We start from the raw sequence: 25143 nt of genomic DNA, 5'->3' as shown, positions 1-25143 counted from the left end.
TAAGAACATTTGTGAACAAAACAGATCATCCTGCCGAGATCAGCCGGATCGCCTTCTCTTGTTCGAGCAAAATCAGAAGGATACGCGCCGATTGCCCCTGCGGCCCGATCAGCTTTGGGTCGCGCACCAACAGCGTGCGTGCCGCCGATTGCGCCAAGGCCATCAGCCCCGTCTGCGTCTCAAGATCGGCGATCCGAAACTGTGGCAAACCCGATTGCGCCGTGCCGATGACATCGCCCGCACCGCGGATCGCCAAATCCTCTTCAGCGATGACAAACCCATCCTCTGTGTCCCGCAGCACCATCAAACGCCGCTTTGCCGTTTCGCCCAAAGGTGGCCGATACATCAGCAAGCAGGTCGAAGCAGCCGCCCCACGCCCCACCCGGCCGCGGAGTTGGTGAAGCTGCGCCAAACCGAAGATCTCGGCCTGTTCGATCACCATGATCGAGGCATTGGGCACATCCACCCCCACCTCGATCACCGTGGTGGCCACCAAAACACGGGTCTTTCCGCTGGCAAAATCAGCCATGGCGGCGGTTTTCTGATCGGGCGGCAATTGCCCATGCACCAGCCCCACCACCCCTTCACCAAAGGCCGCGCGCAAAAGCTTGGCCCGTTCCTCGGCGGCTGTGGCGTCAAAACTCTCGCTCTCTTCGACCAGCGGGCAGACCCAATAGGCCTGCCGCCCCTCGGCCACGGCTTTGCGCAAATGGTCGATGACCTCATCCATCCGGGCGGTCGAAACCAGCGCGGTTGCCACAGGCGTGCGGCCGGGCGGCTTTTCATCCAGCACGCTCACATCCATATCGCCATATTGCGCAAGGCTGAGGGTGCGCGGAATCGGCGTGGCCGTCATCACCAGCACATCCGCTCCCTGCCCCTTTTGGCCCAGCTTGATGCGCTGACGCACGCCAAAGCGATGTTGCTCATCGACGATGGCCAGCCTGAGGTCGGCAAAAGCCACATCCTCGACAAAGACCGCATGGGTGCCGACCAATATCTGAATATCGCCGCGCTTGAGTGCGGCCAGTTTCGCGCGCCGCTCTGCGCCCTTGTCTTGGCCGCTGAGCATCTCGATCACCACGCCTGCCGCCTCGGCCAAGGGTTTGAGATTGGCGTAATGCTGCCCTGCCAAGATCGTGGTGGGGGCCATCATCACGCCTTGCCCGCCTGCCTCGACCGCAACGAGAAGCGCCATCAGCGCGACGAGTGTCTTGCCCGCCCCCACATCGCCTTGCAGCAAGCGGTTCATCCGCGCGGGCGTTGCCATATCGGTGGCGATCTCGTCGATGGCGCGCATTTGCGCGCCTGTAGGCTTGAAGGGCAGGCTTTCCAACACTTTTTGCCGCAAACGCCCATTGCCTTGCGTCACGCGCCCTTTGCCCTTGCGATTGGAGGCTCGGGCCAAGGCAAGCGTCAACTGATGGGCAAATAATTCGTCAAAGGCCAAACGCTCCCGCGCCAGCGCGCTGGCGGCCAGATCATGTGGCCCTTTCGGCGCATGTGCCATGGCGATGGCGTCATGCCAAACGGGCCAGCCCCTTTGATCCAAAAGTGGCAGGTCGATCCATTCGCCCAAGTTCGGCACCTCGGCCAATGCCGCTGTCATTGCACGGCGTAGCCCCTTTTGCGTCAGGCCTGCGGCCAAGGGATAGATGGGCTCAAAAGCCGGGATATCACCCGCCTCATCGGGGCTGAGGATGTGATCGGGATGGGGCATTTGCGCAACCCCATCGAACAGCTCGACCTTGCCAGACACGACGCGCCGCGCGCCCGTGGGCAAGATACGCGACAGATAGTCGGATTTGCCGTGGAAAAACACGAGTTGAAAGCTAGTTTTGGCATCCTCCACCTCGATCCGGTAGGGTCTGCCCCGGCTGACGGGGGGGCGGTGGCGACCGATGACCACGGACACTGTCGCCATCCCCGGCAGCGGCACATCACGGATTGAATCTGACCTTGTGCGATCCACCCCACCCACCGGCAATGTCAGGATCAGATCTTTGGGCGTTTCAACCCCGAGAGCTTTGTAATGCTTGGCTGTTTTCGGCCCAACCCCATCGAGCGTTTCCAGCCCGGCAAAGAGCGGCCAAAGGTAATCTGGCCGATCCATCGGGATGTGGACCTCAGCCATCGCCGGCCCCGGCAATCAAGGCCAGCCATCCATCCTCATCGATGATCTCGACCCCAAGTTCGGCGGCCTTGCTGGCCTTAGAGCCCGCGCCGGGGCCTGCGATCAGCAGATCGGTCTTGGCCGAGACGCTGCCCGCGACCTTGGCCCCAAGCGCCTCAGCGCGCGCCTTGGCCTCGGCGCGGGTCATTTTCTCAAGCGTGCCGGTGAAGACGACGGTCTTGCCTGCGACCGGGCTATCGGCGTTCGCACGCGCAACGGGTGCCTGAATATCCAGATGCGCCACCAGCCGATCAACAGAGGCACGCTCGGCCCCTTGGCTGAGCGTCGTGGTGAGCGCCAGTGCCACCGCCTCGCCAATGCCGTCAATGCCAGTAATCTCGGCCCAAGCGGGGCTTTGCGCCAAGACCGCTTTGCGCGCGCGCGCATCGGGGGCGTTGGCGGCGGGCTCTTGTGAAGCGCGGTCCACGCAATCGATGAACTGCGCCCAACTGCCGAAATGGCGCGCCAGATCATTGGCCGCAACCTCGCCCACATGGCGGATACCGAGGGCGAAAATCACCCGCCCAAGGCCGATGCGCCGCCGCTCGTCGATCGCGTCAAAAAGATTTGCCGCGCTCTTCTCGCCCCAGCCCTCCTTGTTCTTCAGCTGTTGCAGGCCCGAGCCGTATTGCGATTTGAGATCAAATATATCGGCGGGTTCCTTGATCCAACCATCGGTATAGAATGTCTCGACCTGCTTGGCGCCCAAGCCCTCGATGTCGAACGCCGCGCGGCTGACGAAATGCTTGAGCTTTTCCACCGCCTGCGCCGGGCAGATCAGCCCGCCGGTGCAGCGGCGCACCGCGTCACCCTCTTCGCGCAGCGCCTCGGAGCCGCATTCGGGGCAATGGGTTGGAAATACAAAAGGCCGCGCATCATCGGGGCGTTTGGCGAGATCGACATCGGCGATCTTGGGGATCACATCGCCCGCGCGGTAAACCTGTACCCAATCGCCGATACGGATGTCTTTGCCGCCCCGGATTGCGCCGCCACGCGCATCGCGACCAGCGATGTAATCCTCATTATGCAAGGTTGCGTTGGACACGACCACCCCGCCGACCGTGACGGGCGTGAGACGCGCAACCGGGCTGAGCGCGCCGGTGCGGCCCACTTGGATATCAATCGCCTCTAGCCGGGTCCAAGCCAGTTCGGCGGGGAATTTATGCGCAATCGCCCAGCGTGGCGTGGTTGAGCGCAGCCCAAGGCGCGCTTGCAGCCCCAGATCATCGAGCTTGTAGACAACACCATCGATATCATAGCCAAGCGTCGCGCGCTGCGCCTCGATCCGCGCGTAATGGGCGAGCATCGCGTCGAGATCCGGGCAAAGCTGCGTCAAGGGATTGGTCGCAAAGCCCATGTCAGCCAGCCGCGCGATAGCACCGCTTTGGTTCGCGGCCAAAGGCGCGGAAAGCGCGCCCCATGCATAGGCGAAAAACCGCAAAGGGCGCGCACGGGTGATCGCGGCGTCGAGTTGGCGCAATGATCCGGCGGCGGCATTGCGCGGGTTGGCGAAGATCTTGCCACCAAGGGCCGCTTGGCGCGCGTTGAGCGCTGCGAAATCGTCATGGCCCATGTAAACCTCGCCGCGCACCTCCAAGATTGCGGGGGCCTGGCCAAGCCTTTGCGGGATATCGGCGATGGTGCGGGCATTGGCGGTGACGTTTTCACCCGTCTCACCATCGCCGCGTGTTGCCGCGCTGATCAGGTGACCATTCTCGTAGCGCAGTGAGAGCGACAAACCGTCGATCTTGGGCTCGGCGGTAAAGGCCAATGGCGCGTCTGGGGCGAGCCCCAGATATCTGCGGATACCGGCCACGAAATCGGCCACATCGGCGGCGTCAAAGGCATTGGCCAGCGACAGCATCCGCTCGGCATGGGTGATCTTGGAGAAGCCTTCGCCAAGCTCGGCCCCGACCAGTTCGCTGGGGCTATCTTGGCGCTTGAGATGGGGAAAGCGCGCCTCGATCACGGCGTTTTCGCGTTTGAGCGCATCAAATGCCGCATCCGACATGATCGGGGAATCGTTCTGGAAATAGGCGCTGTTTGCGGCCGCAATCTGCGTGGCAAGCTGGCTCAACCGGGCGCGCGCTGCGGCCTCATCCAGACCTGCGATATCTTGGCCTGTTGCCGCTTTGCCATTCTCGACCATGCCCAACCCCTACATGCCGCTGAAATAGGGTTTAGGGGGATGCGCGCATGAATTCCAGAGCATGCGCGCGCTTGGGCGGCTTATCCGTTCATCGCCATCTCGACCGCTGCCCGCCCCGGCACCGGATCGCGCAGCACATAGCCCCGCCCCCAGACGGTTTCGATGTAATTGGCCCCACCCGTCGCCACCGAGAGTTTCTTGCGCAGCTTGCAGATAAAGACATCGATGATCTTGAGTTCCGGCTCATCCATGCCGCCGTAAAGATGGTTCAAGAACATCTCCTTGGTCAGCGTCGTGCCCTTTCGCAGGCTAAGAAGTTCCAACATCTGATATTCTTTGCCTGTCAGATGGACGGTTTGGTGATCCACCTCAACTGTTTTGGCATCAAGATTGACGGCAATCATGCCGGTTTTGATGATGGATTGCGCATGCCCCTTGGAACGGCGGATAATCGCATGGATACGCGCCACCAATTCCTCCCGGTGGAAGGGTTTGGTCAAATAATCATCGGCACCGAAGCCAAAACCCTTAAGCTTGCTTTCGGGGTCATCAAGCCCCGAGAGGATCAAGATCGGCGTATCGACCCGCGCGGTGCGTAACTGGCGCAACACATCATGGCCGTGAATATCGGGTAGGTTCAGATCAAGCAAAATGATGTCGTAATCATAGAGCTTGGCCAGATCGATCCCCTCTTCCCCAAGATCAGTCGCATAGACATTGAGATTTGCATGCCGTAACATCATTTCGATGCTACGCGATGTGGTGGGGTCGTCCTCGACAAGCAAAACACGCATCTATCCGCTCCGAATCTCTCACTGATATCAAGAGAATCAGCGCGAAAGGTTAATTACTTGTTACTTAAGTTGGCATTTATCAACTTAAGTTAGATCCCGATATTGCTGTAGCGCCGTGGCCCGCAGGGCGGCAACCCCATGTCGCAGCACGGCACCGCGCCAGCTTTCAAGCTCTTCATGCGAGAGTGACCACAGCGACAGCGCCTCGTCTGCGGTGATCAACCCGGCATCGACGGCTTGCACCACAGCGGCTTTTCGGCTGGCCACCCAGCGCTGTGTCCCTGCTGGGGGTAAATCGGCGCGTGTCATGGCGCGGCCACTGGGTAATGTGACCGTATGCGGCCCCGGTATCTTGCGAATATACATCGCCTCTCCCCTCTATTGGTGCGAACTGCGCGAGAGGATGGCCTGAATATGCTTAAAGCGACGTAACCGTGACGGTTGAGCTTTCGCGCGTTTTTCTTATATTGCACAAAACGACCCCTTCCTTGCCATTATGTCAGGATCGCCCATGGCGCTGGATCAGCCCGGGATGCTCAATTCGCTTGGCCTGCCCAAGGCCCCATCGCAAACCCGCGTTGTCGTCGCCATGTCGGGCGGCGTCGATAGCTCGGTTGTCGCTGCGGTTCTGGCCGAACAAGGCTATGATGTGGTGGGCGTGACGCTCCAGCTTTACGATCATGGGGCGGCGCTTGCGAAAAAGGGCGCATGCTGCGCGGGCCGCGATATCCATGATGCACGGCGCGTGGCCGAAACCATGGGCTTTCCGCATTACGTGCTGGATTACGAGAACACCTTTCGCGCGGCGGTGATCGATGAGTTTGCCGATAGCTATCTGGCCGGTGCGACGCCCGTCCCCTGCATCCGCTGCAATGAGCGGGTAAAATTCAAAGATTTGTTGGAAACGGCCAAAGACCTTGACGCCGATTGCATGGCGACGGGCCACTATATCCAGCGCAAGATGGGCCCGCAAAAGGCCGAGCTGCATTGCGCCGCCGATAGCGCCCGCGATCAATCCTATTTCTTGTTCTCGACCACGCAAGCCCAGCTTGATTTCCTGCGTTTTCCCTTGGGGCATCTGACCTCTAAGGCCGAAACGCGGGCCTTGGCCGCCAAATACGGGCTGAGTGTTGCCGACAAGCCCGATAGCCAAGATATCTGTTTCGTGCCGAATGGCGATTACGCCGCCGTGATCGAGAAGCTGCGCCCCGGTGCCGCCGATCCGGGCCAGATCGTGGATATGGATGGCACAGTGTTGGGCGAACATCGCGGCGTGATCCATTACACGATCGGTCAGCGGCGCGGCCTTGGCATCGGTGGTCTGGCCGATCCGCTTTATGTCGTGAAACTCGACCCCGTGACGCGGCAAGTCGTGGTAGGACCAAAAGAGCATCTATCGACCCGCATCGTGCCGCTGCGCGAGATCAACTGGCTGGGCGATACGCCCCTCACCTCGCGCGCCGAATGGGAGGTGGAAGTCAAGATCCGCTCCACCCGCCCGCCGCGCCCAGCGGTCATTCGCCCCCTGTCAGATCACACAGCCACCGTCGAGCTGATCACCCCCGAAGAAGGCGTCAGCCCCGGCCAAGCATGTGTTTTCTATGACGCCGCAGGCAGCCGCGTCTTGGGTGGCGGCTGGATCCACAAGCGCTGATGGCTGCGGCCATCATAAAAATCTTGGTTTTGGGGGAAAGTGGCGCGGTTGACGGGGCTCGAACCCGCGACCCCCGGCGTGACAGGCCGGTACTCTAACCAACTGAGCTACAACCGCGCGTGAGGGATCGTTTAGGCAATCGCAAAAGCGGCGTCAATGCCATCAGGCTGGCTTTTTCGCGAGAATACGCAAGAGCCATCACAGACGCGCAGAAAACGCCGCGCATGGTTGGACCATGCGCAACGTCACAAATAATTTGGGGGAAATTGGCGCGGTTGACGGGGCTCGAACCCGCGACCCCCGGCGTGACAGGCCGGTACTCTAACCAACTGAGCTACAACCGCGTGTTGCGCTGCCTATTGTGCGCCGCCTGCCCCGTCAAGCGCCATCACAGGGCACGCGCGCTTTTTTCTAGGGGTGGCGCAATGGCGGGCTTGCTGCCAGCACGCGGTCGCGCGCGCGCTCACGGGCAAAGACGTAAAGCCCAGCACCAGCGATCAGCGCGATACCGATCCACACGACATTGCGCGGCACCTCGCCAAAGATCAACCAACCCCACAAAAGCGCCAAGGGAAGTGCGGCATACTCATACGACGCCACCACCGATGCAGTCCCAAGCTTATAGGCCATGCCCATGCAATAGCCGATGGCGGCTGACATGCAGCCAATCACGCCAAAGACCCAGATATCCTGCGCTGCGGGCCAGACCCATGCGCGCAGCAAAAAGACCGCCGATGGGTGGCTTAACCCTTCGGCGAAACGTCCATCACCGGCGACGAGGAAGAACAAGGCCGAGACACAGAGAAAGGTTAGCTGGATATAAAAGCCCAAGGCTGAGGCGGCTGTGTCGGCGCCAAGCTTGCGGGTCAAAACCTGCATGCCCGCATAGCAACATGCCGCCGCCACAGGCAAAAGCAGACTGGCCCGCCCAATCCCGCCCCAATCAACGCCCGGCGCCATCATGACGCCGACGCCCAGCAGGCCGATCAGCACCGCAGCGATCCGGTGACGGCCCACCGTCTCGCCCAGAATGGGAATGGCTAAAATCGTGATGAAAAGCGGCGCGACGAAAAACAGCGCCGTGGCCGCGCCAAGTGGCATCACCGCCAAGGCCGAAAAAAACAGCATGTTGGAAAAGACCACCAGCAATGCGCGCAACAGGTGCAGACCCGGCCGATCGCTACGCAACAGCGCAATCCCGCCTTCCATCTGGACCAAGGCAAAGCTGATCGCCACCCCGATCACCGAGCGGACAAAGATCATCTGGTGCAGCGGGTACTCGCCCGACAAAAGCTTGATCCCCACATCATTGAGCGATCCGCATAAAACACCCAGCAAGATGAACATAATCGCGCGCAAGGCGGTGCTCATGATCGCGTCAACGCCCCTTTGGCCGCAGGCGACGGCACGATGGCAGAGATATCAACGGAATTGGCGCGGCACATTTGCATGATCCGACGTTGGACCGGAACATACGGGCCGGCAAGCGGTCTTATTCAGCGCGGCGGCAAGGGCAGAAACTCTTTATCAAGTCCGGGGAAACACCATCAGCCGCCCCGGTGCGGACCAATGGCCCGCAATGCTGACCACGACTCCATCTGGTCATCGACCCGCCCGGAATGGGTGATGCCATGGCCCGCCGTCATCAGGTTGGCGTCATCGGGCGCAATCTCATGCTTGTAGCCTTTGTCATCTTGCCTAGGGTCAGAATAACGCTTGCGTGGTTAGCCATAGCAAGCGCTCACTGGGCGTTTTCACCGACAACCGCGCGACAGGGATGGATGGTGGGTGGTGAGGGACTCGAACCCCCGACATCTTCGGTGTAAACGAAGCGCTCTACCAACTGAGCTAACCACCCAAAGCCCGCGCCTGATAGCCTGCACGGCGCGACAGGGCAAGAGCCGCAAAGCGGATCATATGCCAAAGATCGAAAAGAAAATGGTGGGTGATGAGGGATTTGAACCCCCGACATCTTCGATGTGAACGAAGCGCTCTACCACTGAGCTAATCACCCGCCGGGTGGCAGGTCTTTAGCCATCCTCGCCCGCGGCTGCAAGGGGGGTTTCATCGCCTGCATCGGCGGCGTCTTTTGCCCGCTTGAGCTTGATGCTCAGATTATCCCCGCCGCTGCCCTCGCTATTGCGCCGCTTGACCGAAAGCTTGCCCAAGGGTGGCAAGGCCAACTCATCATGCGCGTCGATGGCGCGACCCAATTCTTCAAGGACCAGCTCAACCAATGTTTTGACCTCGCCGCGCTTCATCGGGGTTCTGGCGCAGACAGCCTCGAGCAGGGCTTGGCGCTTGAACCGCGTATCTGCGGCCCCGGCGTCTTCGACCGGCTGGGCGGCGGCGGCATCGCCTGTCTCGGCTGCGGTGATAGCGCGCAGATGGGCCGCGCGCGGCGTGGCCGCATCAGACACGCTGACCACAACATCGCCGCTGTCGACCGCTTTGGTCTTGCTGCGGCTTTTGGGGCCTGCCGGGGTGGCCCGTGCTTTTGTCGTTTTGGGGGGTGTTGCGGGTTTCTCGTTACGCGCCATGGCCTGACCTCTGATATTGCGCCTAAGTTTCATTGCTCGCGGCGCGTGACTGACTCGGCCTACATCTTATCGAAAGTTACAACCATTGGCTATTAGAGAAGACGCACCCGCGGTTACGTGGCGCGCGCGGCTGCGCGATACGTCGATGCAGGAAAACCGATCAGTTCGGAGATGGTGACAAAGCGGTACCCCTGCGCCAGCAGCGTATCGAGCGCATGAGGCAGGTTGCGGATGGTGTCATTGACCGTGTCATGGGCCAAGACAATTGAACCGGGCGCGGCATGGCGGATGATGTGATCGGCAATCGCGAAACCGCCGGGTCGCCGCCAATCTTGTGGATCGACCGACCACATGATCGTGGGCATATTGCGTGCCAGACGCACCATCCGGCTTTGCGGCATCGTGAAGTCGCCATATGGCGGACGCATCAACACCGGGCGATGGCCTGTGGCGGTCATGACCGCATCGACAGTTCTATCGATCTGGTTCAACACCGCGTGATCGGGCAGCTGGCCCATATGCGGATGTGACCATGAATGATTGCCGATCTCATGGCCCTCTTGTGCGATGCGCGCGACAAGAGCGGGCATTTGGGCCACACGATTGCCAATAACAAAGAAGCTTGCCTTGATCTGACGGGCAGCCAGAATGTCCAAGACCTGCGGCGTTAATATCTGGTGCGGACCATCATCAAAGGTCATGGCGATGACACGCTCAGCGGTTGCCACATGGCGAATTTGGTCGAGAACTTCGCCATTGCCTGCGACCGGGAAGTCGCCCAACCGCATGTCGCCGCGATGGCCGCTTTGGGCAAAGACAGCACCCGGCAGGAACGCGCCCACCCCAAGCGCAAGCCCACCACACAAGACACCGCGCCGCGATGTGAAACGGTCCATCGACATAACCCAAATCGCCCCTAACGATGTGCATGGAAGAGCCAGTAAACCTGCCGTGTCAAAGGGAATTTTCAACGATCACGGCCAGAGAAGCAAAAACGCCGCGCTTTAGGCGCGGCGTTTTTGATCTGTTGCGCCTTTGATCAATGCGCAGTCGCTGTCTCGTTATTGTTGCCGACAACCCGCGCGGCTGCAGCCGCAGCCTCGGCCTCTTCATCCCAGTCGATCGCCTCGGGCTGGCGCACCAAGGCCCGCGCCAAAACCTCGGTCACATGAGAGACCGGAATGATGTTGAGCCCCTGCTTCACATTATCGGGGATCTCGGGAAGGTCTTTTTCATTATCGGCCGGGATCATCACAGTGGTGATCCCACCGCGCAACGCCGCCAATAGCTTTTCCTTCAAGCCGCCGATGGGCAAAACATTACCACGCAATGTGACTTCGCCGGTCATGGCGATATCGCGACGCACGGGGATTTGGGTCAGCACCGAGACGATGGAGGTCACCATCGCGATGCCCGCACTTGGACCATCCTTGGGCGTTGCACCTTCAGGCACATGGACATGGATATCCCAACTGTCGAGCCGGGGCGGCTTGACCCCGATCTTGGGCGCGATCGAGCGGACATAGCTTGCCGCCGCTTCAATCGATTCCTTCATCACATCGCCAAGCTTGCCGGTTGTCTTCATCCGGCCCTTACCGGGCAGGCGCAGCGCCTCGATTGCCAAAAGGTCACCGCCGACGCTGGTCCATGCCAGCCCAGTGACCACGCCGATCTGATCCTCACGCTCGGCCAAGCCGAATTTGAAGCGTTTGACGCCCAACATCTTTTCAAGCTTTTCAGGCGTCAAAGACACCTTGTCGGCCTCTTTCTTGACGATGGTCGTGACCGCCTTACGGCAGAGCTTTGCAATCTCGCGCTCAAGGTTCCGCACGCCTGCCTCGCGGGTGTAGTAGCGGATGATATCGGTCAGCGCCGCATCTGAGAGTGAGAATTCCTTGGACCGCAGCCCATGGTTTTTCATCTGCTTTTCGACCAGATGTTGCTTGGCGATCTCGCGCTTTTCATCCTCGGTGTAGCCTGCCAGCGGAATGATCTCCATCCGGTCCAAAAGCGGCCCCGGCATGTTGTAGGAGTTCGCGGTGGTCAAAAACATCACGTTGGAGAGATCGTATTCAACCTCCAGATAGTGATCCATAAAGGTCGCGTTCTGCTCGGGGTCGAGCACCTCGAGCATGGCGCTGGCCGGATCGCCACGGAAATCTTGGCCCATCTTGTCGATCTCATCGAGCAAGATCAGAGGGTTGGTGGTTTTGGCTTTTTTCAAAGCCTGAATGATCTTGCCCGGCATCGAGCCGATATAGGTCCGCCGGTGGCCACGGATCTCACTCTCATCGCGCACACCGCCGAGCGAAATACGGATAAACTCGCGCCCCGTGGCCTTGGCCACTGATTTGCCAAGGCTGGTCTTGCCCACGCCCGGCGGGCCGACAAGGCATAGGATCGGCCCCTTGAGCTTGGCGCTGCGCGCTTGCACGGCAAGGTATTCGACGATGCGTTCCTTGACCTTTTCAAGGCCATAGTGATCGGCATCCAACACCGCCTCGGCGCGACCAAGATCTTTCTTGACGCGGCTTTTCACGCCCCATGGGATCGACAATATCCAGTCGAGGTAATTGCGTACCACCGTCGCCTCGGCCGACATGGGCGACATGTTCTTGAGCTTTTTCAGCTCTGCCTCGGCTTTTTCGCGCGCTTCTTTGGACAGCTTGGTGGCGTTGATGCGATCTTCAAGCTCGGCCACTTCGCCGCCCTCGTCGCCATCGCCCAACTCGCGCTGGATCGCCTTCATCTGTTCGTTCAGGTAATACTCGCGCTGCGTGCGCTCCATCTGGTTCTTGACGCGGCTCTTGATCTTTTTCTCGACCTGCAAAACCGACATTTCGCCCTGCATTAGGCCATAGACCTTTTCCAAACGCTCGGCGACGTCGAGAGTTTCCAAAAGCTCCTGCTTTTGGCTGACCTGAATCCCCAAGTGCCCCGAGACAAGATCGGCCAGCTTGGCTGGATCGCCCGCCTCTGCGACCGAGGTCAGCGCATCTTCGGGAATATTCTTTTTGACCTTGGCGTATTTCTCGAACTCTTCGGCCACCGCGCCGATCATGGCACGCACCGAGGCCGCATCGCCGGGGGATTCCGCGAGGTGGGAGATGCGCGCTTCGAAATGGCTGTCATTTGCCAGAAACTCTTCGATCAGCACGCGGCTGCGCCCCTCGACCAGCACCTTGACGGTGCCATCGGGAAGTTTGAGCAATTGCAACACATTGGCCAAAACGCCCGTACGATAAATACCGTCACTGTCGGGGTCATCGACGGCGGGGTCGATCTGGCTCGAAAGCAAGATTTGCTTATCGTCTTGCATCACCTCTTCGAGTGCGCGCACCGATTTCTCGCGCCCCACAAAGAGCGGCACGATCATATGCGGAAAAACGACGATATCGCGCAGCGGCAGTACGGGGAATGTATCTTGGGTCACTTGGAAATCGCCTTCCTTGGTCTTGGCACCGGTGCCGGCTCTGTCTGGGCAGCCGCGCGGACCCGGTCCGGTCAGGATGCTAATCTGGTGCAGCGCGCGATCAGTTTCAACCACCATAGCCAACGCGCCGCAGCCACATCGTGCGCCCGCACGCGGCGCGGTGCAAGAGAGGTTTGGTATCATTGGCCCATGGGGGCCACAAAATGCTGTGGAAAGCCGCTTAGATCGGCGCGATATCACCCTCAGCACGGCGCGCATGGAAATCAGCCGCGAAGGTGGCAAAACGGTCCTCTGCGATGGCGGCGCGCATGCCGGCCATGAGTTCCTGATAGTAATGCAGGTTGTGCCATGTCAGCAGCATGCCCGAGATCATCTCGCCCGCGCGGAAGACATGGTGCAGATAGGCGCGGCTATAGCCGCGACAGGCCGGGCAGGTGCAATCCTCGTCCAAGGGGCGCGGGTCGTCGGCATGGCGGGCGTTCTTGATATTGATCTGGCCCATCCGCGTCCATGCCTGCCCGGTACGACCCGAGCGCGACGGCAGCACGCAATCCATCATGTCGATGCCACGCGCGACCGCGCCCACGATATCATCGGGCTTGCCCACCCCCATCAGGTAGCGCGGCTTGTCGGCGGGCAGCATGTCGGGGGCGTAGTCGAGCACGCCAAACATCGCCTCTTGCCCCTCGCCCACGGCAAGGCCTCCCACCGCGTAGCCATCAAAGCCGATATCCTTCAACGCTTTGGCCGATTCTTCGCGTAGATCACGCTCAAGCCCGCCTTGCTGGATGCCGAAAAGCGCATGTCCCGGTCTGTCGCCAAAGGCCGCCTTGGAACGTTCGGCCCACCGCATCGAAAGCTGCATGCTTTCGGCAATCCGCCCGCGATCAGCAGGCAGCGCGGGGCATTCATCGAAGCACATCACGATGTCAGAGCCCAAAAGCTTTTGTATCTCCATCGACCGCTCGGGGCTGAGGAAATGTTTCGAACCGTCGATATGGCTGCGAAACTCAACGCCATCCTCGGTCAGCTTGCGCAGCTCGGCCAAGCTCATCACCTGAAACCCGCCCGAGTCGGTCAAAATCGGCTTGTCCCAATTCATGAACCGATGCAGCCCACCCAGCCGCGCGATGCGTTCGGCCGTGGGCCGCAGCATCAGGTGATAGGTGTTGCCAAGCAAGATATCGGCCCCCGTCGCCGCCACGCTGTCTGGCAGCATCGCCTTGACGGTCGCCGCCGTGCCCACCGGCATGAAGGCGGGCGTGCGGATCTGGCCGCGCGGTGTGTCGATCACGCCCACACGCGCCTTGCCCGATGTCGCTGTCACATGAAAGTCGAACACTTCGCCCATGGTCATCCTTGTGTGTGCCTGCGAAACCCCGCAGGTCATGCCCCGATTCCCCCGCGATGCCAAGGAGCGCGCCGATGGTCATGCAACACCGCCCGCTGACGCTGGGATGGGAAGAATGGGTGGCCCTGCCCGGCCTCGGCCTGCCCGCGCTCAAGGCCAAGGTCGATACCGGCGCGCGCACCTCGGCGTTGCATGCCTTCGATATCGAGCCTTTCGGCCCCGCCGGGCGGCCTAAGCTGCGCTTTGCCGTCCACCCGGTGCCGGGGCGCACGGACCTGACCATTGCATGTTCCGCCACGATCCGCGACCGGCGCGAGGTGACATCGTCAAATGGCGAAAGCGAGCTGCGCTATGTTATCGAAACCGCCCTGCGCATCGGCGAGGCCGAGGTGCCGGTCGAGGTCACGCTGTCTGATCGTACGAACATGGCTTACCGCATGCTGATTGGGCGCCAAGCGATCCAGCCTGAATGGCGCATCAGCCCCACCGCCAGCTTTTGCCAGCCGCGCATGACCTATGACATCTACCATAGCGCCGAGGTCAAGCTGGCCGCGCCGCCGCGTTCCTTGCGGATCGCCGTGCTCAGCCGTGAGGAAAACCATTCCACAAGGCGGCTGGTGACCGAGGGCGAGGAACGCGGCCATACCATCGAGGTCATCGACACCACCCGCTGCTACATGGCGATCAACACGCTCGCCCCCGAGGTGCATTACGATGGCACCCGCCTGCCCCGCTATGACGCCGTGATCCCGCGCATCGGCACCTCGATCACCGCCTATGGGACCGCTGTTCTGCGACAGTTCGAATCGCTCGGCACCTATTGCGTGAACGGCAGCGCGGGCATCACCGCCAGCCGCGATAAGCTACATGCCCATCAGCTTTTGGCCGCGCGCGGCATCGGCATGCCGCGCACCGCATTTGCCGCGAGCCCCAAGGACACGGATAATTTGATCGCGCTGGTGGGCAGCGGCCCCTTGGTGGTGAAACTGCTTGAATCGACCCAAGGCAAGGGTGTGGTGCTTGCCGAAACCCGCAAGGCCGCGCAATCGGTGATCGACGCTTTCCGCGGTTTGCGCGCCAATTTCCTTGTGCAAAGCTTCGTCAAAGAGGCGGCAGGCGAGGATGTTCGCTGCCTCGTGGTGGATGGCAAGGTGGTGGCCGCGATGAAGCGCAGCGCCGCAGGCGATGATTTCCGCTCGAACCTGCATCGCGGCGGCAGCGCTACACCCGTCCGCATCACGCGAGAGGAACGCGACACCGCACTGCGCGCTGCGCGCGTTTTCAACCTTGGGCTAGCGGGGGTTGACCTGTTGCGCGCCCATGACGGGCCCAAGGTGTTGGAAGTGAACTCCTCACCCGGGCTTGAGGGGATCGAGCTGACCACCGGCAAAAATATCGCCGCCCTGCTTTATGATGCGATTGAACGCAAGGTGCGCCCGGCCCCCGTCCGCAAGCGCCGCACCGCGCTTTAACCCCGCCGTTTGCGCCGATAGATCGCGCAGGCTTAGAGATTGCGAAAAGAGTGTTCCTGACGCGCGGTCCAGTTGACGCGCAAGCGCGTCTCATCCTCGGTTGCCTGCTCTGCCTCGACCACGCCTTGGGCGTAAAGCCAAGCACGCCTGCGTCCATCATCATGGCCAAGCGTCACCTCGGCCAAGCTGCGCGGCGGTGAAAGGGTTTCGGCGATGGCGGCTAACATGGGCGTCAGCCCCGCGCCTGTCAGCGCCGAGACTGCAAAAACACGCTCGCGCCGATCCGCCATGGCGCTCAGGGCTTCGGCCTGTGCGTCAGGCAAACGGTCGATCTTGTTCCAGACCTCGATCATCGGCGCGGTCTCGGACACGCCAAGGCTGCGCAAGATCGCAGCAACATCGGCTGCCTGTTCCTCGGTCTCGGCATGGCTGATATCGCGCACATGGCAAATCAGATCGGCATCAAGCACCTCTTCCAGCGTGGCGCGAAAGGCCGCGACCAACTCGGTCGGCAGCTCCGAGATAAAGCCCACCGTATCGGACAAAATGATATCTGTGCCGTCGGGCAAGCGCACCGCACGCATCGTAGGGTCGAGCGTGGCAAACAGCATATCCTTGGCCAAAACCTCGGCCCCGGTTAGCCGGTTGAACAGCGTCGATTTGCCCGCATTAGTATAGCCCACCAATGCGACAATCGGATAAGGCACCTTCTTGCGCGCCTTACGGTGCAATTCGCGGGTCTTCACGACACTGGCCAGTTGGCGGCGGATGCGTGTCACCGCCTCGTCGATGGCGCGGCGGTCAGCCTCGATCTGGGTTTCACCGGGACCGCCCACAAAGCCCAAGCCGCCGCGCTGGCGCTCAAGATGGGTCCATGCCCGCACAAGCCGCGTGCGCTGATAGCTCAGCGCGGCCAACTCGACCTGCAACACGCCCTCGCGGGTGGCGGCGCGGTCGGCGAAAATCTCAAGGATCAGCCCGGTGCGATCCAAAAGCTTAACACCCCACGCCTTTTCAAGATTGCGCTGTTGCACGGGCGTCACCGGCCCATCGATCAAAACAAGCCCCACCTCAAGATCGGCGATCCGTTCCTTGATCTCGGCAATCTTGCCCTTGCCAAACAACAGCCCCGGCTGGGCGCGCGGCAAGCGCACGATCTCGGCACCCACCACCAAAAGATCGGGAAGTGCGGCGGCAAGCGCCACAGCCTCTTCCAGCGCGGGTCCGGGGTCGCGGCGGTGACGGTCAGATTTCAGATCAGGATGAAGAACAAGCGCCCGCATGGGCCCCTTGCCCTGCGCGTCATCACCGCGACCTAACTCTGGATCGCGCGTCACTCTTCTCCATCATAAAGGCTGATGGGTTGCGCGGGCATCACGGTCGAGATTGCATGCTTGTACACAAGCTGGCTTTGGCCGTCGCGGCGCAACAGCACGCAGAAATTATCAAACCATGTGATCACGCCCTGCAACTTGACCCCGTTGATCAAGAAGATCGTCACGGGAACCTTTGTCTTGCGGACATGGTTAAGGAACGCGTCTTGCAGATTTTGTTTCGTCTCGGCCATCTTATGTGCGCCTTCTTGTGCTGGGCTGGCGTGTCACGGATCAGTTTGCAACCGTCCAAACCGAATGTCGACTCTTGTGTGCAGGTAATTCACCCAAAAGATCAACCCACTGCCGCATCTTGTCGCGTCACGCAACTATGTGCGCCAAAAGACCGGGTTTAACACGGCGATGAAAACCAAGGTCTCCATCCGACCGATGATCATGGCCAGGACCAAGATGAGTTTGGCAATATCACCAAGGTCAATGTAGGAAATTGGCACTTCTCCGGCAACACTGGCCAAAGGCCCGGCTGTGGAAATGGCGGAGAGCGCCAAGATCAAGGCTTGCTCGAAATCCAGCCCCGTCATGCCCAAGGCCAAGGTTACCGCACCCAAGGTGATCAGCAGCAACATGAAAAACACCCAAGCGATGAATGCCCCCTCGCTATGGATGCGCCGCCCCAAACGCCCGGCACCGGCGACGGAATGGGGATGGATCAACCGCTCAATCTCGCGCGTGCCGTGTTTGTAGAGCGCATAGATACGCAGCAGCTTGAGCCCGCCGGCGGTCGTGGCCACACCGCCCCCCATGATCACCAACCCAGCCAGAATCAGCCCCGGCGTGGGCAAGCCCGACCAGCTGCGCGCTTGCGCCCAGCTGTCCGAGACAAAGCCCGTGGTGGTCAAAAAAGACAAAACCGTAAAAAACGCCCCCCATAAGGCGGCAAAGGCACCGGCAATATCATCAAGCTCATTGCCCTCGAAAGCTGCCAGCCAATGCCGCAGGAACAAGAAACTCGGCAATACCACCGCGACAAAGATCGCCAAACGCAGCTCGCGGTCGCGCAAGATCACACCCGGCCACGCGGCGGTGATCCCGTTTACGAAACTGCGCCGCGTCAGCGCAAAAACAAAGAAGAGCGCGATCAACACCTCGCCGATCAGACCCGCATCGCCATCTTGCGGACCACGCACCGCGCTGATCCCCGAGGTGGAGAGCGTCGACATCGCATGCATGACGGCAAACAAAGGCCGCTCACCCGCGATGGTCAGCGCCAGCGCAAGGATCACGGTTAAACCGGCATAGATGGGGATCAACAGCGCCGCCGCCCGGCGCAACCGACCCGCCGCTGTGATCATGGCCAATTGCCCCCGCAAGCTGGCAACTTGCGTGCCGGGGCGCGCCTCTGACGCGACTTCGAAGCCACCAAGGTTGAGTGGCGCGAAAACCGCCAGCGCTGTGATCCAAATCAGCAAGCCCCCAAACCACCCCACGGTGGCGCGCCACAGATGCAGCGTCTCGGCCAATTGCGAGGGCGCAAAGATCGGCGCGCCCGTCGTCGTCAGCGCCGAGGCCATATCGAAATAGATATCGATCACGCGCAGATCATCGGTCGCCTGCACCATCGGCAGGGCCAGAACCGCCGGCAACCAAAAGTAAGACAACACCAGCCCAAGCAAATAGCGATGCTCGGTCCGGTTGCGCGGCGTTGTGGCCACGGCAATGCCGATGAACCCCGCCGCAATCGCAAACAAAAGACCGCTATAGAAAAACACCCGTGCATTGTCGAAATCACCGACCGCCGCCCCGTAGAAGGATGGCACCAAGCTTGCCAGCGCGGCCGCGATCAGCAGGCTGACGAAAATCGGTGGGCTGCGGTCAGGGCGCGCCATGACGTCAGAAAAAGTCGATCGAGACCTGAAGGAGCGTCTCGACCGCAGGCACATCCGCGGCAAGCACGAATAGAACGATCACATCGCCCTCGTCGATCCGGGTCGAGCCCGAGGCCCGCACCACCTTGCCGCCCTTTTGCACCGCACCCACAAGCACGCCTTCGGGAAAATCGATATCGCGGATCTGGCGTCCGGCAATGGCCGAGGTCGACAGAACCTGCGCCTCGATCACCTCTGCCTCGCTGTCGCCCACCGAATAGACACCGCGCACGCGGCCATGGCGGATATGGCGCAAGATCGAGCTGACCGTGGTCGCGCGCGGGTTGATATAGGCATCAATCCCCAAGGGCTGCATCAACGTGACCAATGTCGGATCATTGATCAGCGCAATCGACAGCGTCGCACCCGCCGTCTTGGCCCGGACCGAGGCCAAAAGGTTGGTCTTGTCGTCATCGGTCACGCACAGCACCGCATCGACGCGGTCCACCCCCGCCTCGCGCAGGATTTCGGCATCGAGCCCGTCGCCATGCAAAACGATGGTGCGCTCCAGCGCATCGGCGGCCACTTCGGCGCGCGCGCGCGACTTCTCGATCACGCGCACCCGCATGCGCTCTGGTCCTGCCTCCAATGCGCGCGCGACCGTCAGCCCCACATTGCCGCCGCCCACGATCAAGACCCGTTCGGGCAGGCGCGCGGTCTTGCCGAAAATCTCAAGCGCACGGCCCGCATCGACCGTATGGGAAAAAACATAGATCTGATCGCCCGCGAAAAGTTGATCGCCGGGTTCCGGCACAAACAAGCTCCCCGCGCGGCGGATACCCACAACAATGGCGCGCAGTGTCGAGAAAAGTTCCGACAACTGCTTGAGCGGGGTCTCCAGCACCGGGCAATCGGCATCAAGCTGGATGCCCAAAAGCTTGGCATCGCCTGACAGAAAATCCTCCGTGTCGAAGGTCGCAGGCGAGCGGATGCGCGCAAGGGCCGCTTGCGCCACCTCTTCCTCGGGCGAAATCACCACATCGATAGGCAGGTGGTCGCGCCGGTAAAGATCGGAATAGATCGCATCAAGATAGCTGCGCGCACGCAGGCGCGCGATCTTGCGCGGCACGGCGAAAACGGAATGGGCGACCTGACAGGTCACCATATTCACCTCGTCCGAGAAGGTCGCGGCGATAATCATATCGGCATCGCGCGCGCCTGCGCGCTCCAACACATCTGGATAGGAGGCAAACCCCGTCAAACCCTGCACATCGAGCGTGTCGGTCGCGCGACGCACGAGATCTGGGTTGCTATCAACAACCGTGACGTCGTTCTTTTCGCCGGCCAGATGGCGCGCAATCTGCCAGCCAACTTGACCCGCGCCGCAGATGATGACCTTCATGAAACTTCCGTCCCTGCGGCCGCATTCGGCCCTTCACTGGCATGCATTGGCGGCAAAGGTCAATCCACCTTGCCCCGTACGTCACCTTTGCCCACAAGGGCATCGCCACACCCACACCGATGACGTGCAACGCGATGATGCGATTATTCGTACGAATAATCGCAGCCCCGCCCTTAGGATGTTTCTTCTTCCTCGGCTTGTTGGCGCGCCCACATGGTCGCATAGCGCCCGCCCTTGGCGATCAGGGCGTCATGGGTGCCGCGCTCGACGATTTCACCAGCCTCAAGCACGATGATCTGATCTGCATCAACCACCGTTGAAAGCCGATGCGCGATGGTGATGACCGACCGCCCCTCGCCCATCATTTTCAACTCGGCTTGGATATCACGCTCGGTCTCGCTGTCGAGTGCGCTTGTCGCCTCATCGAGCAACAAGATCGGCGGATCCTTGAGCAGCGTGCGCGCAATGCCCACGCGTTGCTTCTCACCACCCGAGAGTTTCAGACCGCGCTCGCCTACAGGCGTGTCATAGCCTTCGGGCAGGGCCGCGATGAAGTCATGGATGCTTGCGGCGCGCGCTGCCGCCTCGATCTCGTCTTGGCTCGCCCCTGCCCGGCCATAGCCGATATTGTAGCGGATCGTGTCGTTAAACAGCACCGTGTCTTGCGGGACCACGCCGATCTGCGCATGCACGCTTTCTTGCGTCACATCGCGCAAATCCTGACCATCGATACGGATCGCGCCACCCGTCACATCGTAGAACCTGAACAAGAGCTTTCCGATGGTCGATTTTCCCGACCCGGAGGGGCCGACAAGGGCCACCGTCTCGCCGGGGTTGAGTGTGAAACTCAACCCTTTGAGGATGGACCGCGCGGGTTCGTAGGAAAAGCGCACATCTTCAAACACCACCGCCCCGCCCGAGACCGCCAGCGCTGGCGCGCCGGGCTTGTCGCAAACCTCCTGCGGTTGTTCCAAAAGATCGAACATCTCGCCCATATCGACCAGCGCTTGGCGGATCTCGCGATAGACCGTGCCCAGAAAATTCAGCGGGATGGTGATCTGGATCATGAAGGCGTTGACCATGACGAAATCACCTGTGGTCAATTCACCCGCCTGCACGCCGATGGCGGCCATGACCATGACGATCACGAGCCCTGCCGTGATAATCACCGCTTGCCCGAAATTGAGAAAGGCCAAGGAAAGCGAGGTTTTGATCGCCGCGCGCTCATAACCTTCCATCGCGCCATCATAGCGCGCGGCCTCGCGCTTTTCGGCACCGAAATATTTCACCGTCTCGTAATTGAGCAGGCTGTCGATCGCCTTTTGATTGGCGTCGGTGTCTTGCTCGTTCATTTCCTTGCGGATTTTCACCCGCCATTCGGTCACCGTAAAGGTGAACCAAACATAAAGCCCGATGGTGACAACCAGCACGATCAAATAGCTGATATCAAAGACCAGCGCCAAGATGATGCCGGTCAGCAAAAGCTCCAGCACCAATGGGCCGACAGAGAACAGCATGAAGCGCAGTAAGAAATCGACGCCCTTCACGCCGCGCTCGATGATCCGGCTAAGGCCCCCGGTCTTGCGCGTGATGTGATAGCGCAGCGAGAGCGCATGGATATGCTGGAATGTCTCAAGCGCCAATTGCCTCAGGGCCGCCTGCGCCACGCGCGCAAAGACCGCATCGCGCAATTGCTGAAAGCCCACATTGGCCGCGCGCGCCACACCGTAAGCGACCGTGATGCCCACGGCCCCCATCCCCAACAACCAAGCAGGGCTTGCCGCCTCACCGGTCAAGACATCAACGGCGGCCTTGTAGACAAAGGGTGTGCCGACACCCACGAGCTTGGCCAAAAGCAAAAAGCCCAATGCGGCCAAGACGCGGTTTTTCACCCAAGGCTTATCTGCGGGCCAAAGATAGGGTGCCACCTTGCGCAAGGTGCGCCAGCTTGAGCGGCGTTCGCGCGCGCCCTCACTCTCGGGGGCGGGGCTTGGTTGATGGGCCGCGGGCCTTGGGCCTGCGGCGCTGGTCTTGGCTTGCATGGAATAATCCTAGCGGGCGATCTTGCGCCCTACCTAAGTCTCCGCCCGGCAAATGGCCAGAGTGATCAGGGCGCGCTATCTGCGCGCGGCAGATCAGGCAAGGCAAAGATCTGACCCGGATAAATCAAGTCAGGATCGCGGATATCGGCCCGATTTTCTTGGAAAATCTGCACATACAAGATGCCATTGCCAAAATTCGCCTCGGCTATCCCCCAAAGCGTAAAGCCACGTTGCACGGTGATCACCGAACTTCCCGGTTCGGCCAGCATCGGATTGTCGCGGATACGGGCGGGATCTTCGCGCATAAATGGCGTTTCGACCGACGAAGATACTGCACCGCTGGCGTCAAGCTGTTCGATGCGCAGCGTATAGGTGCCCGGTGCGACCTCGGACAAAGGCACGCTCCATTGGCCACTCTCACCAACCGCGCTCGTGCTCACGGTTGTGTTGTCGAGCGTGATCCGTAGCGGCGCTTGGGCTGGCCCGCGCCCGGCCAGCGTGACATTGCCCGCATCATCATAGGTGATGGCATCAAGCTGAACTTTGGTACTGTCCTGCGTCTCGGCCCCTTGGACGACACGAACCCCATCTTGGCCAGCGATCACGACGGCAGGCGCTTGCGGTTGCGCAGCGGTGGCTTGCGTGGGGGCAGTTGCGACATCTACCGTTTGCGCGGCGCTTGGTTGCACAGGCGAAGCGGCAGGCGCTGTCCCCTCGGCCACCTCAGCTTGGCTGGTGGCGACGGCAGCCGGTGCCGCTGCGGCTGGGGGCGTTGCGGGCGACGGAGCATCAGGCGTGACGTCGTCGGTTTGGCGCGCAAGCGGCGGCGTCGTTTCAACGGCTGCTTGGGCCGATTGCATGGCGGCTGTATCGCGAGCCGGGAGTTCAGTCGGCGCAACCTCTGCCTCGGCGACAGCCGCGTCAGCGGCCAGATCGTCTACGACTTGCGCGACAGCACCGGCAAAGGGCGCAATCAGCACGCTATCGGCACCGGCGATCACCACACCATCCGCACCAATCGCCTCAAGGCTCAAGACGCGCGCTCGATCAGAGGGCGAAATTACCACCAAAGCGACAAAATTCCCGGCAGTATCGGCTGCCACAGTCTCAAGCAGCTCACCATCGAGACGCAAAACCACAGTGGCCTGCGGGGCGGCACGGCCAGCGATCACGGCGTTGCCTTCGGCGTCGACGCGTACCACATCGAGCACTGGCGCCACAGGCACAGGCGCTGCTTCGTCCGGCACTGGCTCTGTGACGGGCGCTCCCTCGGCGGTCGTGGGGGCGGACACTTGCTCGCTTGCTGCAACTGGGGCCGTTTCGACGACCGGCGTCGCAGCTTCAATCAAAGGCGCAACCTCTGCCACAGGTGGCACCGTCTCTGGGACATCGCGCATCGTGACGAAGGCAACAACACCCGCAAACACCACTGACCCAAGAATTCCAGCCCACAGGATCGCACGATTGCTTGCACCTGTTGCGCCCGACGTAGGTGTCGCCATGGCTTGTTCGTCCCCTAAACGCGAAGGCCCAGACCCTCTGTATCGCTTTCCGTCGTGAAGATCACGGCCCCCATGCCGCTTGAGACCCTCACCGGATCGGCCTATCAGGGGGGAAACCTCGGGCAAGTGCAAGGGATCGCGATGAAAACTCTGTCAGTTTGTGTCTATTGTGGCGCGCGCCCCGGTGTCGATCCTGCCTATATGGCGGCCGCGACCGATCTGGGCCGCGCATTGGCCGAGGCGGATATGCGCCTTGTCTATGGCGCGGGCGATGTTGGCATCATGGGGGCGGTTGCACGCGCCGCCCAATCGGCGCGCGGGCAGACATTCGGCGTGATCCCCGCGCATCTGATGGCATGGGAGGTGGGCAAGCGTGACCTGACCACCTTTATCGTCACTGAAACCATGCATGAGCGCAAAAAGGTGATGTTCATGAATGCCGATGCGGTGGTGGTTCTGCCCGGCGGCGCGGGGTCGCTTGATGAGTTTTTCGAGGTGCTGACATGGCGACAGCTCGGCCTGCACCAAAAACCCATCTACCTGCTTGATATCGCGGGCTATTGGCAGCCGCTCATCGCGCTGCTCGACCATGTGATCGCGCAAGGCTTTGCCGAGGACAATATCAAAGGCTTCATCGAAACAGTGGGTGATGTTGAGGGTTTGATGGCCAAGCTCGCGGCACTTTCCGCACCTGCGGGTTGACATGAAAACGGCCCGCACATGGCGGGCCGCAATCAATCATTAAGCAGCGATCAGCCGACCAGACGGGCGGCCACGTTTTCCCAATTGACCAGCTTGCTCAGGAAGTTTTCCAAATATGCGGGGCGCTTGTTGCGGAAATCGATGTAGTAGGAATGTTCCCACACATCACAGCCCAAAAGTGCTGTCTGGCCAAAGCAGAGCGGGTTCACGCCATTCTCGGTCTTTGTGACCTTGAGCGACCCATCCTTGTCCTTGACGAGCCAGCACCAGCCCGACCCGAACTGACCCGCGCCTGCGGCGGCGAAATCAGCTTTGAACTGATCGACCGAGCCAAAGGACTCAGCGATGGCCTTTTCCAACTCGCCGGGCATACCGCCCTCGCCCGGGCCCATCATTTCCCAAAACTGGTTGTGGTTCCAATGCTGCGACGCGTTGTTGAAGATGCCATTCTGGGCAACCGCACCGGCCTGATAGGTGCCGATGACGATCTCCTCGAGGGATTTGTTTTCCCACTCGGTGCCAGCGATCAGCTTGTTGCCATTGTCGACATAAGCCTTGTGATGCAGGTCATGGTGATATTCCAGTGTCTCGCGGCTCATGCCGTGACCGGCCAGCGCATCATGGGCATAGGGAAGATCGGGAAGTGTAAAAGCCATAAGGGGCCCCCCTTGGTGTTGCATATGGTCTGGGTGACAGATGGAGTGCGCGGTGGGGGGGCGTCAACCCCGCC

General features: G+C 60.9%; 19 protein-coding genes, 4 tRNA genes and 1 pseudogene. 3 read left to right on the top strand and 21 right to left on the bottom strand.

The window, feature by feature from the left end; all coding sequences use genetic code 11:
- Window positions 1-25: 25 nt before the first annotated feature.
- From recG to KG698_RS00910, 4 genes are all read right to left on the bottom strand, one after another.
- Window positions 26-2134 (bottom strand): ATP-dependent DNA helicase RecG, encoded by a 2109-nt coding sequence (recG, locus tag KG698_RS00925; protein ID WP_300982784.1) that lies wholly within the window; start codon window positions 2132-2134, stop codon window positions 26-28.
- Complete coding sequence (ligA, locus tag KG698_RS00920) at window positions 2127-4322, bottom strand: NAD-dependent DNA ligase LigA (protein WP_213683690.1); 2196 nt, start codon at window positions 4320-4322, stop codon at window positions 2127-2129. The genes recG and ligA overlap by 8 nt, the downstream gene beginning before the upstream one ends.
- A gap of 80 nt (window positions 4323-4402) precedes the next feature.
- Entirely contained in the window at window positions 4403-5116 is a 714-nt protein-coding gene (gene ctrA / locus KG698_RS00915; protein ID WP_213683689.1) for a response regulator transcription factor CtrA, read from the bottom strand.
- An 84-nt stretch (window positions 5117-5200) separates the two neighbouring features.
- Window positions 5201-5482 carry a DUF1153 domain-containing protein gene (locus tag KG698_RS00910; protein ID WP_213683688.1) on the bottom strand — a complete coding sequence of 94 codons (282 nt, stop codon included), beginning with the start codon at window positions 5480-5482 and terminating at the stop codon, window positions 5201-5203.
- A gap of 145 nt (window positions 5483-5627) precedes the next feature.
- Between KG698_RS00910 and mnmA the strand changes: the two genes are divergently transcribed.
- Window positions 5628-6770, top strand: a complete 1143-nt coding sequence (gene mnmA / locus KG698_RS00905; protein ID WP_213684256.1) for a tRNA 2-thiouridine(34) synthase MnmA — start codon at window positions 5628-5630, stop codon at window positions 6768-6770.
- 40 nt (window positions 6771-6810) lie between these two features.
- Here mnmA and KG698_RS00900 read toward each other — a convergent pair.
- The 10 genes and pseudogenes from KG698_RS00900 to tgt form a co-directional block, all read right to left on the bottom strand.
- Window positions 6811-6887: transfer RNA gene (locus KG698_RS00900), tRNA-Asp, on the bottom strand.
- A gap of 150 nt (window positions 6888-7037) precedes the next feature.
- Window positions 7038-7114, bottom strand: a tRNA-Asp gene (locus tag KG698_RS00895).
- A gap of 67 nt (window positions 7115-7181) precedes the next feature.
- Complete coding sequence (locus KG698_RS00890) at window positions 7182-8141, bottom strand: DMT family transporter (protein WP_213683687.1); 960 nt, start codon at window positions 8139-8141, stop codon at window positions 7182-7184.
- Between the two features lie 176 nt (window positions 8142-8317).
- Window positions 8318-8455 (bottom strand): annotated as a pseudogene (locus KG698_RS15750) (hypothetical protein); the annotation flags it as partial.
- A 97-nt stretch (window positions 8456-8552) separates the two neighbouring features.
- Window positions 8553-8628, bottom strand: a tRNA-Val gene (locus KG698_RS00880).
- An 81-nt stretch (window positions 8629-8709) separates the two neighbouring features.
- Window positions 8710-8784 (bottom strand) — tRNA-Val (locus tag KG698_RS00875).
- A gap of 16 nt (window positions 8785-8800) precedes the next feature.
- Complete coding sequence (locus tag KG698_RS00870; RefSeq protein WP_213683686.1) at window positions 8801-9310, bottom strand: HU family DNA-binding protein; 510 nt, start codon at window positions 9308-9310, stop codon at window positions 8801-8803.
- Between the two features lie 113 nt (window positions 9311-9423).
- On the bottom strand, window positions 9424-10206 hold the full coding sequence (locus KG698_RS00865; protein ID WP_213683685.1) for a polysaccharide deacetylase family protein: 783 nt from the start codon (window positions 10204-10206) through the stop codon (window positions 9424-9426).
- 143 nt (window positions 10207-10349) lie between these two features.
- On the bottom strand, window positions 10350-12686 hold the full coding sequence (gene lon, locus KG698_RS00860; RefSeq protein WP_300982858.1) for an endopeptidase La: 2337 nt from the start codon (window positions 12684-12686) through the stop codon (window positions 10350-10352).
- A gap of 277 nt (window positions 12687-12963) precedes the next feature.
- Complete coding sequence (gene tgt / locus KG698_RS00855; RefSeq protein WP_213684254.1) at window positions 12964-14094, bottom strand: tRNA guanosine(34) transglycosylase Tgt; 1131 nt, start codon at window positions 14092-14094, stop codon at window positions 12964-12966.
- A 74-nt stretch (window positions 14095-14168) separates the two neighbouring features.
- On the opposite strand from tgt, the gene rimK reads away from it, so the two are divergent.
- Window positions 14169-15566 carry a 30S ribosomal protein S6--L-glutamate ligase gene (rimK, locus tag KG698_RS00850; RefSeq protein ID WP_300982779.1) on the top strand — a complete coding sequence of 466 codons (1398 nt, stop codon included), beginning with the start codon at window positions 14169-14171 and terminating at the stop codon, window positions 15564-15566.
- A gap of 32 nt (window positions 15567-15598) precedes the next feature.
- On the opposite strand, the gene hflX is transcribed toward rimK, so the two are convergent.
- The 6 genes from hflX to KG698_RS00820 all read right to left on the bottom strand — a co-directional run bounded on the left by hflX (window position 15599) and on the right by KG698_RS00820 (window position 23711).
- Window positions 15599-16849, bottom strand: coding sequence for a GTPase HflX (gene hflX, locus KG698_RS00845; protein WP_213683683.1), 1251 nt, complete (start codon window positions 16847-16849; stop codon window positions 15599-15601).
- A 50-nt stretch (window positions 16850-16899) separates the two neighbouring features.
- The gene (gene hfq / locus KG698_RS00840) at window positions 16900-17133 is read right to left on the bottom strand and encodes an RNA chaperone Hfq (RefSeq protein ID WP_213683682.1); all 234 of its coding nucleotides are present in this window, start codon (window positions 17131-17133) and stop codon (window positions 16900-16902) included.
- Between the two features lie 135 nt (window positions 17134-17268).
- Window positions 17269-18786 (bottom strand): TrkH family potassium uptake protein, encoded by a 1518-nt coding sequence (locus KG698_RS00835; protein ID WP_213683681.1) that lies wholly within the window; start codon window positions 18784-18786, stop codon window positions 17269-17271.
- Window positions 18787-18790: 4 nt separating this feature from the next.
- Window positions 18791-20167, bottom strand: coding sequence for a Trk system potassium transporter TrkA (gene trkA / locus KG698_RS00830; protein WP_213683680.1), 1377 nt, complete (start codon window positions 20165-20167; stop codon window positions 18791-18793).
- 173 nt (window positions 20168-20340) lie between these two features.
- Window positions 20341-22209 (bottom strand): ABC transporter ATP-binding protein/permease, encoded by a 1869-nt coding sequence (locus KG698_RS00825; RefSeq protein ID WP_213683679.1) that lies wholly within the window; start codon window positions 22207-22209, stop codon window positions 20341-20343.
- A 65-nt stretch (window positions 22210-22274) separates the two neighbouring features.
- Window positions 22275-23711, bottom strand: a complete 1437-nt coding sequence (locus KG698_RS00820; protein ID WP_213683678.1) for a LysM peptidoglycan-binding domain-containing protein — start codon at window positions 23709-23711, stop codon at window positions 22275-22277.
- Window positions 23712-23852: 141 nt separating this feature from the next.
- Between KG698_RS00820 and KG698_RS00815 the strand changes: the two genes are divergently transcribed.
- Complete coding sequence (locus KG698_RS00815) at window positions 23853-24413, top strand: TIGR00730 family Rossman fold protein (RefSeq protein ID WP_213684252.1); 561 nt, start codon at window positions 23853-23855, stop codon at window positions 24411-24413.
- Window positions 24414-24463: 50 nt separating this feature from the next.
- Here KG698_RS00815 and KG698_RS00810 read toward each other — a convergent pair whose 3' ends face one another.
- Window positions 24464-25069 carry a superoxide dismutase gene (locus KG698_RS00810; protein ID WP_213683677.1) on the bottom strand — a complete coding sequence of 202 codons (606 nt, stop codon included), beginning with the start codon at window positions 25067-25069 and terminating at the stop codon, window positions 24464-24466.
- Window positions 25070-25143 lie beyond the last annotated feature (74 nt).

Source organism: Roseicyclus sp. (assembly GCF_018402035.1).
Classification (GTDB): Bacteria; Pseudomonadota; Alphaproteobacteria; order Rhodobacterales; family Rhodobacteraceae; genus Roseicyclus.
This window is presented reverse-complemented; position numbering and strand designations above follow the sequence as displayed.